Source organism: Streptomyces sp. MB09-01 (assembly GCF_033794505.1).
Classification (GTDB): Bacteria; Actinomycetota; Actinomycetes; order Streptomycetales; family Streptomycetaceae; genus Streptomyces.
Map to the genome: position 1 here is coordinate 1 of NZ_JARAYQ010000089.1, position 12,074 is coordinate 12,074.

11 protein-coding genes are annotated in these 12,074 nt (G+C 72.8%); 4 read left to right on the forward strand and 7 right to left on the reverse strand.

The genetic code is table 11. From position 1 onward, the window contains the following. Positions 1-138: 138 nt before the first annotated feature. Entirely contained in the window at positions 139-1,794 is a 1,656-nt protein-coding gene (locus tag PV721_RS19890; RefSeq protein ID WP_319726205.1) for an MFS transporter, read from the reverse strand. A gap of 283 nt (positions 1,795-2,077) precedes the next feature. Between PV721_RS19890 and PV721_RS19895 the strand changes: the two genes are divergently transcribed. Further along, positions 2,078-3,193 carry a hypothetical protein gene (locus PV721_RS19895; protein ID WP_319726206.1) on the forward strand — a complete coding sequence of 372 codons (1,116 nt, stop codon included), beginning with the start codon at positions 2,078-2,080 and terminating at the stop codon, positions 3,191-3,193. Positions 3,194-3,432: 239 nt separating this feature from the next. After that, positions 3,433-4,503: a phosphatase PAP2 family protein gene (locus tag PV721_RS19900; RefSeq protein WP_319726208.1), complete on the forward strand. Its 1,071-nt coding sequence runs from the start codon at positions 3,433-3,435 to the stop codon at positions 4,501-4,503. Between the two features lie 285 nt (positions 4,504-4,788). On the opposite strand, the gene PV721_RS19905 is transcribed toward PV721_RS19900, so the two are convergent. The 3 genes from PV721_RS19905 to PV721_RS19915 all read right to left on the reverse strand — a co-directional run bounded on the left by PV721_RS19905 (position 4,789) and on the right by PV721_RS19915 (position 7,367). Then, positions 4,789-5,769, reverse strand: coding sequence for a YafY family protein (locus PV721_RS19905; RefSeq protein WP_319726211.1), 981 nt, complete (start codon positions 5,767-5,769; stop codon positions 4,789-4,791). A 65-nt stretch (positions 5,770-5,834) separates the two neighbouring features. Beyond that, positions 5,835-6,359, reverse strand: coding sequence for a hypothetical protein (locus PV721_RS19910; RefSeq protein WP_319726213.1), 525 nt, complete (start codon positions 6,357-6,359; stop codon positions 5,835-5,837). Between the two features lie 102 nt (positions 6,360-6,461). Further along, a complete protein-coding gene (locus tag PV721_RS19915; RefSeq protein WP_319726215.1) occupies positions 6,462-7,367 on the reverse strand; it encodes a transglycosylase family protein in 906 nt (301 codons plus the stop codon). 307 nt (positions 7,368-7,674) lie between these two features. On the opposite strand from PV721_RS19915, the gene PV721_RS19920 reads away from it, so the two are divergent. Further along, entirely contained in the window at positions 7,675-8,472 is a 798-nt protein-coding gene (locus PV721_RS19920) for a hypothetical protein (protein ID WP_319726265.1), read from the forward strand. A 152-nt stretch (positions 8,473-8,624) separates the two neighbouring features. After that, positions 8,625-9,044, forward strand: a complete 420-nt coding sequence (locus tag PV721_RS19925) for a hypothetical protein (RefSeq protein ID WP_416371142.1) — start codon at positions 8,625-8,627, stop codon at positions 9,042-9,044. A 37-nt stretch (positions 9,045-9,081) separates the two neighbouring features. Here PV721_RS19925 and der read toward each other — a convergent pair whose 3' ends face one another. The 3 genes from der to cmk form a co-directional block, all read right to left on the reverse strand. Then, the gene (gene der / locus PV721_RS19930; RefSeq protein ID WP_319726219.1) at positions 9,082-10,545 is read right to left on the reverse strand and encodes a ribosome biogenesis GTPase Der; all 1,464 of its coding nucleotides are present in this window, start codon (positions 10,543-10,545) and stop codon (positions 9,082-9,084) included. A 75-nt stretch (positions 10,546-10,620) separates the two neighbouring features. After that, positions 10,621-11,208 carry a lysophospholipid acyltransferase family protein gene (locus PV721_RS19935; protein WP_319726266.1) on the reverse strand — a complete coding sequence of 196 codons (588 nt, stop codon included), beginning with the start codon at positions 11,206-11,208 and terminating at the stop codon, positions 10,621-10,623. A gap of 56 nt (positions 11,209-11,264) precedes the next feature. Further along, the gene (gene cmk / locus PV721_RS19940) at positions 11,265-11,972 is read right to left on the reverse strand and encodes a (d)CMP kinase (protein WP_319726222.1); all 708 of its coding nucleotides are present in this window, start codon (positions 11,970-11,972) and stop codon (positions 11,265-11,267) included. Positions 11,973-12,074 lie beyond the last annotated feature (102 nt).

A 12,074-nucleotide genomic window follows, 5' to 3' on the forward strand; every position in this document is an offset into this window, starting at 1 on the left:
ACCCCCGCCCGTCCCAGCCGGCCGATCCAGCCCCGCCGGCGCGTGGGGCACCGGGTCCGGGGCGGCGGAGCCCTGGTCTTTCGGCCCCGCTGGCGCGTGAGGCGCGGGGGCTCGGGGGCAGCGCCCCCGCGACGGCGATCAGCCCGCGTGCTCGACCGAGGCGGGCGCCACGCACGACCCACCGCTCGCCTGCGCGGGCAACCGCACCGACTCGGCCGCACCCCCGCCCTCGGCGGCCCCGCACTCCATGGCCCGCGGCAGCTTCAGCGCCATCACCGCCCCCGCGAACAGCAGGCCCGCACTCACCAGCAGCGTCACGTGCAGCCCGTGCACGAACGAGTGCCGCGCCGCCGCGTACAGCGAGGCGCCCGCTGGCCCCCCGAGGTGCGCGGCGATCTGATAGGCCTGGCCGAGAGAGTTCGCCGCGCCCGCCGCGTCCGCCGCCGAAACCCCCGGCACGCCCACGAGCCCCGGCCGGTACGCCGCGTTCATCACGCTGCCCAGCAGCGCGATGCCGATGCCCGCGCCCAGCTGGTAGGAGGTCTCGCCGATCGAGGCCGCGCCGCCCGCGGTGGAGGCAGGGGCCTCGCTCAGCATCGACTCGTAGGCCGCGAAGAGCGTGGTCTGCAGTCCGAAGCCGAGCAGGATGAAGCCGACGGTCAGCAGCAGCGGCCGGTCCTGCTGGCCCATGAGCGTCAGCAGCAGCACGGCGAAGGCGGTCAGCAGGAAGCCCAGCGAGACCATCGTGCGCGGCCCGACCCGGCCCAGCGTGTACGACCCGGTGGCGCCCGCGGCCATGGCCGCGAAGGTCAGCGGAAGCAGCCGCAGGCCCGTCTCCAGCGGGCTGAGCTCCAGCACCAGCTGGAGGTACTGGACGGCGATCAGCTCCAGGCCGACGAGGGCCAGCATGGCGAGCACGATGCAGGCCACCGAGGTGGAGAAGGCGGCGCGGGAGAACATCCGCATGTCGATCAGCGGGTGCGTCCGCCGCTTCTGCCGCCGTACGAACAGGACGAGGAGCACCGCGCCGAGCAGCAGCGGGACCACGGCCTGCGCGTCCAGGAGGTGGCGTTCGGCACCGAGCCGCTTGATGCCGAGCACCGAGCCGAGTACGCCGACGGCGGCCATCAGCGCGCCGACCACGTCCCACGGTCCGTCCGCGGCGCCGCGCGACTCGGGAAGCAGCCAGCGTCCGAGCGGGAGGATCAGTGCCATCAGCGGGATGTTGATGAGGAAGACCGAGCCCCACCAGAAGTGCTCGACGAGGAAGCCGCCGAGCACCGGCCCGCTCGCGGCGCCGACCGCGGCGACCGCGGTCCAGATGCCGATGGCCAGGGCCCGCTCCCGCCGGTCGGGGAAGACCTGGCGCAGGATCGACAGGGTGGCGGGCATGATCATCGCGCCGCCGATGCCGAGCAGGGCGCGCGCGGCGATGAGGACCTGGGCGTTGTCGGCGAGGGCCGCTATCGCGGAGGCGACGCCGAAGAGTCCGTAGCCGAGGAGGAGGATGCGGCGGCGGCCGACCCGGTCACCGAGGGTGCCGAAGAGGATGAGCAGCGAGGCGCAGACCAGCGGGTAGGCGTCGACGATCCAGAGGAGTTCGATCGGGCCGGGGCTCAGGTCCTCGGTGACGGAGGGGACGGCGACGTGCAGGATGGTCGCGTCGAGTGCGACCAGGACCAGGCTGACGCAGAGAACCGCCAGGACGACCCAGCGGTTGGCTCCGCCGGAGGCCGCGCAGAGCCGCTGCCAGGGGGAAGGGGTCCTGGCCCCGGCCGCGTTCGTCCCCGACATGCATGTACCTCCCAGGTGATCCCTCGCGCTCGGCGGACCAGCGTCTTGTGGAGCCACGGGGGGTGGTGCGCTGTGCGGCGTCCAACGGGGTCCGGCATCGACACGCGGGTGAACGGTCAGCGTACGCGAGTTCGCCCGTCCGACACGTGGCCAAGCTCTCATCCCGGCGACGGCCCCGGTGTGGCGTGCACCACTCGCCCACTCCCCGAATCCTCCCCCGCGTACCCGCCCGCTCACGGTCCGTGGTTCTCGGACCGGGCAGGGCCCGGCGCCATCGATAATCATGCCCGTGAAAGATCTTGGATTTCGCCGGGCCGCGCCCGCACTGGCCGTCTTCGCGGCGGTCCGGCTGCTGGGGCTGACCGTGCTCGCGGTGTGGGGCGCGGTGGCCGGCAGCAGCCCGCACACGCTGCTGTCGGCCCGCTGGGACTCGCTCTGGTACGTCCGCATCGCCGCGGAGGGGTACGGGTACGAGGTGGTCCTCCCGAACGGGGACGTCCACTCGAACCTGGCGTTCTTCCCGCTGCTGCCGTGGCTGGAGCGGCTGGTGTCGGCGGCGACCGGACTCTCGTACGGCTCCGCGGGCCTGGTGGTGTCGGCGGTCGCGGGACTCGCCGCAGCCTGGGGGATCTTCGCGGTGGCCGATCTGCTCCACGGCCGCCGGGCCGGGGTGTTCGCGGTCGGGGTCTGGGCGGCGCTGCCCGTCGGGATCGTGCAGTCGATGGCGTACAGCGAGTCGCTGTTCACGGCGCTGGCCGCCTGGGCGCTGTACGGGACCCTGCGCGGCCGGTGGCTGACGGCGGGGCTGCTCGCGGCGGGTGGGGGGCTGACCCGCCCGGTCGGTGCGGCGGTGGTCGCGGCGGTGTGGGTGGCGGCCGCTCTGGCCTGGCGTCGAGGTGAGCGGTCCTGGCGGATGGCGGCGGGCGCGCTGCTGGCCCCGCTGGGAGCGGCGGCGTACGTGCTGTGGGTCGGCGCGCGCACCGGGAGCGGGCTGCTCGGTTACCTGGACGTGCAGGGCGGCTGGGGCAACGGCTTCGACGGGGGCTGGGCCTTCGCCCGGTTCGTCGGCGCGAAGCTCGCCTCGTCGGCCTTCCCCGCCGGGGTGGGGCTGATCGCGGGGGTGGTGCTGGTGCTGTGGCTGTACGCGACGTGCGTGCGGCAGCGGCAGCCGGCGCCGCTGCTCGTGTACTGCGGGATCGTCGTGGCGCTGGCGCTGTGCGCGTCCGGGTACTTCGGCTCCAAGCCCCGGCTGCTGCTGCCGGCCTTCCCGCTGCTGCTGCCCCCGGCGCTGGCGCTGGCCGGGTGGCAGACCCGGCGGGCCGCCCTGGTGCTGGGCGCGGCGGCCCTGGTCTCGGCGGTCTACGGGGCGTTCTGGCTGAACGGGTCGGGGCCTCCCTAGAGCCTCCACATAACGGAATGAATCATTCCCATCCATCTTTCAGCAAAAGAAATGACCTGCTGCAATAAAGTTCGGGTAAGCAGCCGAAACAATTGCCGGGACAGCGGATCATCCCGGTTCCAACCACTGCCGAAATACCGCGAATTAAGCACCGCGTGAGACCAACTCCACATCACATGGTCATCACAAAGCCCGCGATTCGCCCGGGCTGACCAGTGGCGCGCGGTAACGTCGATTGAGTGCGTACCGACCAAATCCTGACCCGTCTGGAGCGGGTGTTCGCCCGGCTGGACCGGGAACCAGAGCGACCGGCTCATCTGCAAACCCCGCAGATGAGCCGGCACCGCGTCGTACTCCTGGGATCGACCCTCGTCTTCTATCTCGCAATCGTGGTGGCCGTACTGACCACTTCGTGGCTGGTCCGCCTGGACTGGCAGATCATGTTCTTCCGGCCCTACGAACAGTGGCCGCAGGTACACGCCTTCCTCGACTACCTCGTCGTGCTCGGCCAGCGAGGACCCACCGCGGTCATGGTCGCCGCCTGGCTCGGCTGGCGCTGCTGGCGCCAGCACACCCTCCGCCCGCTGATCACCCTCGGCGTGGCGCTGCTCCTGCTCAACGTCACCGTCGGGTCCGTCAAGCTCGGCCTCGGCCGGCTCGGCCCGCACTACGCCACGGAGATCGGATCCGCCGAACTCTTCGCGGGCGGCGATATATTTCCTTCCGGCCACACCGCCAACGCCGTCGTGACCTGGGGGATCCTGGCCTACCTGGCCTCCACCGTGGTCACCCGGCGGGTGCTGTCCGTGGTGTCCGCGGTCGTCTCGCTGAGCGTCGGCGCCACCACCGTGTACCTCGGCACGCACTGGGTCAGTGACGTCCTGCTCGGCTGGTCCGCGGGTCTGCTGATCCTGCTGGCCCTGCCCTGGTTCGAGCCGCTCATCGCCCGGAGCGAGGCCTACGTCTTCGACCTGCGCGAGCTGCTGCGCCGCCGCGCCGAGACCGGACGGATGCCCGCGCCGGTCGTCTCCGCGCTCACGCCGCTGCTCTCCGCGGGCGGCAAGTGGCAGCTGCGGCCCGTCGGCGGCCCCGTCGCCGAGGAGCCGGCCCCGCTCCCGGTTCCCGCCCCGGCCGGCGCCGGCGCGGCGCACTCCCCGGCTCCCCGGCCCGCCGCACACCCGGCCGTGGCCCGGCCGCACCTGATCCGCTCCGAGCGGACCCCGGTCACCCCGGTCGGCAGCCGCCGCCCGGCGCACACCGAGCGGGCCGCGGCCCGGGGGGCGGCCGCCCGCCCGATCGCCGGCGGCTGACGGACCCACAGCGGGGCGGTACGCACCACCTCACCCCGCGACCCGGAGGCGGGCCCGGTCTCACCGACCGGGCCCGCCTTCGTCGTTCGTCAGCGCCGCGCCCGGACGTTCGTCCGTCCCGGGTCACGCTTGTGTCACAGAATATCTACAGCCGCAAATTGTTTTCCGAACCGCGACACGCCCGACGTGCAAGGACTTCGCAATTTCCGCCGAGCGGCCCGGAATTCATGTCGGACATTGCCACGGTCCTCATGGACCAGACCAGCTGAATCCCCCTCAGGTCCACTACATTTCCTTCACTTCTCCTGGCCCCACGGCCCTCCCCAGGAGATCCCGCGCGGCCCTGATCCGGTCCGTCAGCTCCGGCGGCTCGACCACTTCGAACTCACAGCCGAGCAGCATGATGTGAATCACCAGAACGTCCAGGTTCACCCCGCCGGTCCGCAGCAGACAGCTCTGCCCGTCGACCGGTTCCAGGACCCCGTCGCTCGGCCCGATGATCCGTCCCGCCTCCTGCGCCGAAACCTTCAGCCGCACCACCGCCCGGGCGGCGTACACCCGCTGCGACACGCCCTGGGAGACGTACGCGGCGAGGTCCTCGGCCGGCGGCGGACGCGGCGTGAACCGCGGGCCGTGCGGCGCTCTGGGCTCGATCCGGTCGGCGCGGAAGGTCCGCCACGCGTCCCGGTCCAGGTCCCAGGCGACCAGGTACCAGCGCCGCTCGGTGCAGACCAGCCGGTGCGGCTCGACGGTGCGGCGGCTGACGTTGCCCTCGTGGTCCCGGTAGCCGAAGCGCAGCCGCTCACCGTCGCGGCAGACGGAGGCCAGCTCGGTCAGCACCGAGGCGTCCACGGTGGACCGCTCGGCCCCGCGCAGCATCGGCACGGTGAACTCGTTGAGCGCGGACACCCGGCGTCGCAGCCGCGAAGGCAGCACCTGTTCCAGCTTCGCGAGGGCGCGTACGGAGGCCTCCCCGATCCCCTCCACCCCGTTCCCCGCGGCGGTCCGCAGCCCCACGGCGACGGCCACGGCCTCGTCGTCGTCCAGCAGCAGCGGCGGCAGCTCGGCCCCCGCCCCCAGCTGGTAGCCGCCGCCGGTCCCGGGGCTGGCGTTCACCGGGTACCCCAGCTCCCGCAACCGGTCCACGTCGCGCCGGACCGTGCGCGCGGTGACCCCGAGGCGCTCCGCGAGATCGGCCCCGGTCCATTCGCGGTGGGCCTGCAACAGGGACAGGAGGCGCAGCAGTCGTGCGGAGGTGTCGAGCATTCCCCGAGTCTGCCAGCGGAGCCCTGCGGCGCCGGCCGCGCGGGACCCGGCCGGGCAGCGGGGTCTCAGCAGGGCGGCGCCGGCGCGTCGTGGCCGCTGAGCTCGATCAGCCCGCACAGGCTCTTCAGCGACACCTTCCAGACCCCGTCGTCGAGCACCGCGACCCCCTTGCTGTCCTCCAGCGCCGGGACGCCGCTGACCAGCAGGTCGTACGTCACCTCGGCTTCGGTGGGCGAGGTGAAGGTGATGTCCGTGATCTCCACGGAGGTGTCGGGGGCGTCGGTGTCGGCGCCGAAGAGGCCCAGCAGCACGGCGAGCATCTCACCGTGCTGCAGCAGCTCGGCCTTCTCCTTGAAGGAGGTATCCGGGTCGAAGAAGGTGGCCCAGGTCTTCTCGATCTGCGCCTTGGCGGCTTCGGGGTCCGCCGGTCCGTCCACGGCCGGCACGGCGGGGGCCACGGCCGCCGGCGGGAGCGCGGTTCCCCGTTCTCCCGGCCCGGAGGCCGAGGACGATCCCGCGACGGCCGGTACGGCCAGCAGGACTGCGGCCGCCGTGCAGACCGCGGCTCGAGGGTGTCTGCTCTGGACCATCTGACTCACCACCGGAGTCCGAGGGAGCCGTTCGGCTCGGTGCTTCCAGGGTCAGCGCCTTCGGGGCATCCCGCAACGCGCCGCGCCGCGGTGGTGTGGTGCTCAGCCGCGGGCCGGAGGCTTGGCGGACGGAGGCGTCGGCGCGACGGGGGCCGAGATGCCCGGCCCGACGGGGACAGACCCGACCACAGGCCCCGGCCTCGGTTCCGGTTCCGGCCGCGGCTCCGGTTTCGCCTCCGGCTTCGGCTTCGCCTCCGGCTTCGTTTCCTGCTCGGGCCGCGGCTCAGGCTTCGGTTTCACCTCCGGCCTCGGCTCCGGCCTCTGTTCCGGCTCAGGCTTCGGTTCCGGCTCAGGCTTCGGTTCCGGCTCAGGCTTCGGTTCCGGCTCAGGTTTCGATTCCGGCTGCGGCTGCGGCTCGGGGACCGCCAGCAGCAGCCCCACCGCGATCGCCTCCGGTCGCGCCCCGATCAGCTCGCGGTTCGCCTCGTACAGCTCCCGCCACCCGCCCCGCACCCGGTGCTTGCGCGCGATCGACACCAGCGTGTCCCCGGCCCGCACTGCGTGCATCCGCCCCGCCAGCCCGTACCGCTTCGAGCACACCGGCCACGCGTTCCACCCCTGGGTGCCGAGGAGGTCCTCCGCGACCCTGATCTGCTGGCCGCGGGTCGCGAGGTCGGCCCGCGGGGCGAACGTCAGCCCCCCGTACTCCTCCCAGGTCGGCTGCCTGAACTGCAGCCCGCCGTAGAAGCCGTTGCCGGTGTTGACCGCCCACCGCCCGCCGCTCTCGCAGTCGGCCACGCAGTCCCAGGGCCACTCCCCGCCCGGTCCGCAGTCCCCCGGCCCGCTGCCGATCACCCCCGGCGAGCCGGGGTGCGCCGCTCCCGCCGGACCGGGCGCGGGTGGTGGCGGAGCCGCGGCCGCCGGGCCGCCGGGAGGTACGAGCACCAGCACGGCGGCGGCAGCGACGACGCCGAAGGCGGCGGCCCGGCGGATCCGGAGGTTGGGCATCGGGTCACGCTACGCAGCCCCCTGCGGCCCCCTCCGGCCAGCCACGCGGCGGGTCACCGCACCCCACCCGGTCGGCCGACCCGCCGCCCCTGCCCCAACCGGCCATACCCGGCCGCCAATTGAGCACAACCACAAAACAGTTGGCACGAAAACGACGCTCCGGTCGGACGGTTCACTCTTCCGGGGGCCAGGTTCGATTCCGTTCCCTCCAATGGCGTGACCCCGGCCGCCGCTCGTCCGTTGAGCCCGGCGAGCCGGGGAGTCGCCCGGCCCCGCACCTATGCCGAGGAGCCCCCCCGTGCCGCGCATGCTCGACGTCAGTGATGAGGTACGTGCCGAGATCGGTGACGAAGAAGCCGACAGGCTGCTCGTCGGCGAGGACGCGCCGCGCAGTTACGACTGCACTTCCTGCCGCACCCCCGGCGACCCCGAGAACGACCGCACCAGCACGGTGCTGTTCGTCGGCGAGGAGACCGCCGTCCTCGCCTTCGCCCACGCCGCCTGCATCCCCTCGCAGGTCGTCTCCGTCTCGGAGGAGCAGCTGCAGGGCGCCGTCCGCAGCATCACCGGCGACAGCCCGGCGCCGGGCGCCGACGGCAGCGCCCCGCAGAACGTGCCCGGCGGCCAGGCGGTCCTCGGCATCACCAGCGGCCTGATCCTGATCGGCGGCGAGCTGCACCCCGCCCTGGTCGTCGAGCCGACCGCGCCGATCGCCCGCCCCGGCAGCGACGGCCCGGGCGACGACTTCCTGCCGCTCCTCATCGAGCAGGGCTTCATCCCGGTCACCGACACCGCCGAACTCCCCGCCCTCCTGGGCGGCTGGTCGGTCCTGCTCGCCGGCGGCCAGCTGCACGCCGTGCTGCAGCCGGGCTCCGAGGGCGGCGGCCAGGTCGCCTGGTGGCAGGCGCACCAGGCGCTGTCGGTCACCGACGGCTGGCGCACGGCCGTCCAGAAGACCCAGCGCGTGCTCATCTACGCCGCCCCGGTCGGCTCCATCGGCCAGCAGCCCCGAGAGGACCTGCTGCGCGACGCGCTGGACAAGGCCGCCGCCGCGGGCAAGCTCGTGGCCGCCGCGATGCCCCTGGCGGGTACGCCCGGCGCCTGAACCGGCCGGGACCGGAACGGCCGCCAGCCCCCGCCGAGGGGGCCCGGTGGCGTGCGCCGGGGGTGTGCGGTCCGTCCCGCGCACCCCCGGCGATCTGCGTTTTCTCCCCCGTCACCCCGCATCCGCAAGCCGTCGGTTTCGTTGGCTGATACGTGCATTCATACGACTCCTCCCGCGCCCCGTCCTATCCGAGCACCGTCCCCGCGATGCGTCCCGCACGCGACCGGGACAGCGCACCGGCCGTCTCGCACACCCCGATCTACGACACGCTGTACTCGGAGTACCTGCGTTCCTTCCGGGCACTGCCGGGCGACCGTACGGGCGAGGAGGACCTCGGGTTCACGGCCTTCTCCTACGGGGGCTCCTGCACCGGCGGCGCCGGCTCGTACGGCAGCGGCTGGAACGGTTCCGCGTGGCAGCGGGCCGACGACTGGCAGCCCTCGTACACCCCGCAGCCGCAGCCGGCGTACTCGTACGCGGGCAGCTCCGGATACGCCGGCGGGCGGCAGCACCAGACCGGGATGACGCACGTCCCGGCGGCCCTGCCGCCCGCTCCGCGCCGGGGCTACTGACCCCGGACAGCGCTTGCGCGCACCGCTGCTCGCGCTGCTACTTCTTCTTCTTGTACTGGGCGCCGCGCTTCTCGCGCACCCGCACCGAGATGTGGATCGGGGTGCCCTCGAAGCCGAACTCCTCGCGCAGACGGCGCTCGATGAAGCGCCGGTAGCCGTGCTCCAGGAAGCCGGAGGCGAAGAGGACGAACCGCGGCGGCTTGCTACCGGCCTGGGTCCCGAACAGGATGCGGGGCTGCTTGCCGCCGCGGATCGGGTGCGGGTGGGCGGCGACGACCTCACCGAGGAAGGCGTTCAGCCGGCCGGTGGGGATGCGCGTCTCCCAGCCCGCGAGGGCGGTCTCGATCGCCGGGACCAGCTTCTCCATGTGGCGGCCGGTGAGCGCGGAGACGTTCACCCGGGGCGCCCAGGCGACCTGCTGCATCTCGGTCTCGATCTCGCGCTCGAGGTAGTAGCGGCGCTCCTCGTCGAGCTCGTCCCACTTGTTGTACGCGATGACGATCGCGCGGCCGGCCTCGACGGCCATGGTGATGATGCGCTGGTCCTGGACGCTGATCGTCTCGGTGGTGTCGATCAGGATGACCGCCACCTCCGCCTTCTCGACGGCCGCGGCCGTGCGCAGGGAGGCGTAGTAGTCGGCGCCCTGCTGGAGGTGGACCTTCTTGCGGATGCCGGCGGTGTCGACGAACTTCCACGTGACGCCACCGAGCTCGATCAGCTCGTCGACCGGGTCGCGGGTGGTGCCGGCCAGCTCGTTGACGACGACACGGTCCTCCTTCGCGACCTTGTTGAGCAGCGAGGACTTGCCGACGTTCGGACGGCCGATCAGCGCGATCCGGCGCGGGCCGCCGAGGGCGGCGCCGCCGAAGGTCTGCGCGGGCGCCTCCGGCAGGGCTTCGAGTACGGCGTCGAGCATGTCGCCGGTGCCGCGGCCGTGCAGCGAGGAGACCGGGTGCGGCATGCCGAGGCCCAGCGACCACAGGGAGGCCGCGTCGGACTCGCCGCTCTGGCCGTCGACCTTGTTGGCGCACAGGACGACGGGCTTGCCCGCCTTGCGCAGCAGCCGGACGACGGCCTCGTCGGTGTCGGTGGCGCCGACCTTGGCGTCGACGACGAAGACGACCGCGTCGGCGGCCTCGATGGCGTATTCGGCCTGGGCGGCGACGGAGGCGTCGATGCCGAGGACGTCCTGCTCCCAGCCGCCGGTGTCGACGACCTTGAAGCGCCGGCCGGCCCATTCGGCCTCGTACGTGACGCGGTCGCGGGTGACGCCGGGCTTGTCCTCGACGACCGCCTCGCGGCGGCCGATGATCCGGTTCACCAGGGTCGACTTGCCGACGTTCGGGCGGCCCACGACGGCGAGGACGGGCAGCGGGCCGTGGCCCGCCTCCTCGATGGCGCCTTCGACCTCCTCGATGTCGAAGCCCTCTTCCGCGGCGAGCTCCATGAACTCCGCGTACTCGGCATCGCCAAGTGCTCCGTGGTCGTGCTGGTCGTTCATGAAGTCCGTTCCTCGTCGTTCGTGGTGGTCGGTGGCACCCGCGCAGCGCGGTTCCACTACTAGGTCAAGTCTCGCTCAGCGCCCGGTGAGGCGCTTGGCGTCGGCCAGGTGGGCGGTCAGCCGGTCCTGGATACGTGTGGTGGCCTCGTCCAGCGCGGTACGGGTACGTCGGCCCGTGCCGTCGCCGGCGTCGAAGGCGGAGCCGAAGACGACGTCGACCCGGCTCTTGAAGGGCGGCAGCCCCTTGATCAGCTTTCCGCGGTTCTCGCTGCTGCCGAGGACGGCCACGGGCACGATCGGCGCTCCGCTGCGGACCGCGAAGTACGCGAGGCCCGCGCGCAGCGAGGCGAAGTCCCCCTCGCCGCGGGTGCCCTCGGGGAAGATCCCCAGGGCCCCTCCGTTGTCGAGCACCTTCAGGGCGCGGCCTATCGCCGTCCGGTCGGTGCCGGTGCGGTCGACCTTGACCTGCCCGATCCCGTCGAGGAAGGGGCCGAGCGGGCCGACGTACGCTTCCTTCTTGATCAGGAAGTGCAGGGGCCGCGGCGCGGTGCCCATGACCATCGGGCCGTCTATGTTGTGCGAGTGGTTCACGGCGAGGATCACGGGACCGGAGGCGGGCACCTTCCAGGCGCCCAGTACGCGCGGCTTCCACAGCCCGTACATGAGGCCGATGCCTATGCGCCTGCCGACCGCCGCACCCGTGAGGGAGGGCGATTCGCTCACTTGCGGCCCGCCCGCTTCTCTTCGACCAGGGTCACGACGCACTCGATCACCTGGTCGAGCGTGAGCTCGGTGGTGTCCACCTCGACGGCGTCGTCGGCCTTGGCCAGCGGGGAGGTCTTGCGGCCGGAGTCGGCCGCGTCGCGCTTGATCAGCGCCTCCTTGGTGGCCGCCAGGTCGGTGGCCTCCTTGCCGCGGAGCTCTCCGCTGCGCCGGGCGGCACGCGCCTCGGCGGAGGCGGTCAGGAAGATCTTGAGGTCGGCGTCGGGCAGGACCGTGGTGCCGATGTCCCGGCCCTCGACGACGATCCCGTCGGCCTCCAGGGCCGCCGCGGCGGCGATGGACCGCTGGAGCTCGGTGATCAGGGTGCGCACCTCGGGGACCGCGCTGACGGCGCTGACCTTGGAGGTGACCTCCCGGGTCCGGATGGGCCCTGCGGCGTCCAGCCCGTCGACGGTGATCGTGGGGGCGGCCGGATCGGTGCCGGACACGAGGGACGGCTTGCCGGCGGCGACCGCGACGGCCTGCGGGTCGTCGGTGTCGACACCGTTGGTGATCATCCACCAGGTGATGGCCCGGTACTGGGCACCGGTGTCCAGGTAGCGCAGCCCGAGCTTGGCGGCCACGGCCTTGGAGGTGCTGGACTTGCCCGTGCCGGAGGGACCGTCGATGGCGACGATCACGGCGGACGGAGCTGCGGTTTCCACGGTGCGGGCACCTTCCTGGTTGCGCGTACGTGTCCGGGCGCGGCAAAACGCCCCTCCCCAAGGTTACCGGCCCCCGACAGCTCCCGGCCCCGCCTTGTTCCG

Coding starts and splice junctions, on each gene's coding strand:
- PV721_RS19890 (WP_319726205.1), bottom strand. CDS start 1,794: ATGTCGGGGACGAACGCGGCCGGGGCCAGGACCCCTTCCCCCTGGCAG.
- PV721_RS19895 (WP_319726206.1), top strand. CDS start 2,078: ATGCCCGTGAAAGATCTTGGATTTCGCCGGGCCGCGCCCGCACTGGCC.
- PV721_RS19905 (WP_319726211.1), bottom strand. CDS start 5,769: ATGCTCGACACCTCCGCACGACTGCTGCGCCTCCTGTCCCTGTTGCAG.
- PV721_RS19910 (WP_319726213.1), bottom strand. CDS start 6,359: ATGGTCCAGAGCAGACACCCTCGAGCCGCGGTCTGCACGGCGGCCGCA.
- PV721_RS19915 (WP_319726215.1), bottom strand. CDS start 7,367: ATGCCCAACCTCCGGATCCGCCGGGCCGCCGCCTTCGGCGTCGTCGCT.
- PV721_RS19920 (WP_319726265.1), top strand. CDS start 7,675: ATGCTCGACGTCAGTGATGAGGTACGTGCCGAGATCGGTGACGAAGAA.
- der (WP_319726219.1), bottom strand. CDS start 10,545: ATGAACGACCAGCACGACCACGGAGCACTTGGCGATGCCGAGTACGCG.
- PV721_RS19935 (WP_319726266.1), bottom strand. CDS start 11,208: ATGTACGGGCTGTGGAAGCCGCGCGTACTGGGCGCCTGGAAGGTGCCC.